General features: G+C 71.1%; 2 protein-coding genes. One reads left to right on the top strand and one right to left on the bottom strand.

The features are described 5' to 3' along the window. Positions 1-151: 151 nt before the first annotated feature. A complete protein-coding gene (locus VF536_RS03745) occupies positions 152-727 on the bottom strand; it encodes a cysteine dioxygenase (protein ID WP_331613444.1) in 576 nt (191 codons plus the stop codon). Between the two features lie 134 nt (positions 728-861). Here VF536_RS03745 and VF536_RS03740 point away from each other — a divergent pair. Beyond that, positions 862-1653 (top strand): LLM class flavin-dependent oxidoreductase (locus VF536_RS03740; RefSeq protein WP_331613443.1); only part of this gene is annotated, 792 nt, incomplete at its 3' end.

Genomic DNA, 1653 nt, shown 5'->3' with positions numbered 1-1653 from the left:
AGAGCTGTTCCGCAGGCGAGAGAGGGAGGAGCCAGCGCTCTTCCGCAGGCGGGAGCGGAAGAAAGAGGCGCCGACGCTGCGAGTTGAGCCGGTCGGACTCCCTCTCCCGCTTGCGGGAGAGGGTGGGGGTGAGGGCCAGCGGCCTCGGCAGTCAGGCCAGCGCCGAGTACCCCGACACGAAGCGATGCGGCGTGCCATCGGCGTCGTAGGTCGAGCGCTCGATGCGGCCGATGTCGGCCCCATAGACGTGGATGCTGATCGAAACCTGACCCTCGACCGCGTTGCGCACGCGGTGGATGTCCCCGAGCCGCGGTGAGACCGCCTCCACCTGACCCGGTGACAGCCGCACCGGCGGACCGTCCGGTACCAGCTCGTGGGGGCCGGTGAAGCGGTAGCCCTGCGAGTCCTCCGCGCCGCGCAGCATCCCGATCAGTCCCCAGACGGTGTGATCGTGGACGGGCGTCGCCTGGCCCGGTCCCCAGACGAAGGACACCACCGAGAAACGCCCTTGCGCGTCGACGTGCAGCGGGTACTGCCGATAGCGGTCGGCGCCCGGTTGCGCGTGGCTCGACGGCAGCCAGTCGTCGCGCGCGACAAGCTCGGCGAGCAAGGGGCGCAACTCGGTCAGCAGCGCGGCCTCGCCCAGGCCCTGGTCGATCGCTGCCTCGATCGAGGCGATGAATCGTTGCAAGGGCTCCGGTGGCAGGGGCTGGAGAAGGGCGCTCATGCATCGCAGTGTGGGCGCCGCCGTTGCGGCCGTGAATCCTGCAATCCGAGCATGGAAAGTCGGATTCGTTCTTTGCGGGTCGCCGTGCGGGCCCCTACGGTCTGCTCCTGTCCGACCCACTCAGAGCACGCAGCATGAGCCTCCAATTCATCGGCATGATCCAGTCGCAGAAGACCTCCGAGATCCACCCGGCCAGCGGCCCGGTCGTCGATCCGGACTACGTGACCGCCTTCGCCCAGGCGCACGAGGCGGCGGGCTTCGACCGCATCCTGGTGCCGCACCATTCCACCGGCCCGAGCGCGCAGCTCACGATCGCCCACGCCGCGGCGCACACCTCGCGCATCGGCTTCCTGCTGGCGCACCGGCCCGGCTTCGTCGCACCGACGCTCGCCGCGCGTGAGCTCGCGACGCTGGACCAGTTCACCGGCGGCCGGCTGGCGGTGCACGTGATCTCGGGCGGCTCGGATGCCGAGCAGCGCCGCGACGGGGACTATCTCGAGCACGACCAGCGCTACGAGCGCACGGACGAATACGTCGGCCTGCTGCGGCGGCTGTGGACCAGCGACCAGCCCTTCGATCACGAGGGCACGCACTACCGCTTCGACGGCGGCTTCAGCGAGGTCAAGCCGCGCCAGTCGCCGCACATCCCGGTGTTCTTCGGCGGCGCGTCCGACGCGGCGCTGCCGGTGGCGGGCCGGCATGCGGATGTCTACGCGCTGTGGGGCGAATCGCTGGAGCAGACGGCCGACCTGACGCGGCGCGTGCGCGCGGAGGCGGCGCGACATGGCCGCAGCATCGGGTTCTCCGTGTCCTTCCGGCCCATCCTCGCGGACACCGAGGAGGCGGCCTGGGCGCGCGCCGAGCGCATCCTGGAGGACACGCGCCGCCTGCGCGTGGCGGCGGGCTACAGCCGCGGCGGTCCGCAG

This window comes from Roseateles sp. (genome assembly GCF_036486225.1).
Classification (GTDB): domain Bacteria; phylum Pseudomonadota; class Gammaproteobacteria; order Burkholderiales; family Burkholderiaceae_C; genus Roseateles.
Note: the sequence above shows the minus strand (reverse complement) of the source record. Positions and strands in the feature narration are given on the sequence as shown.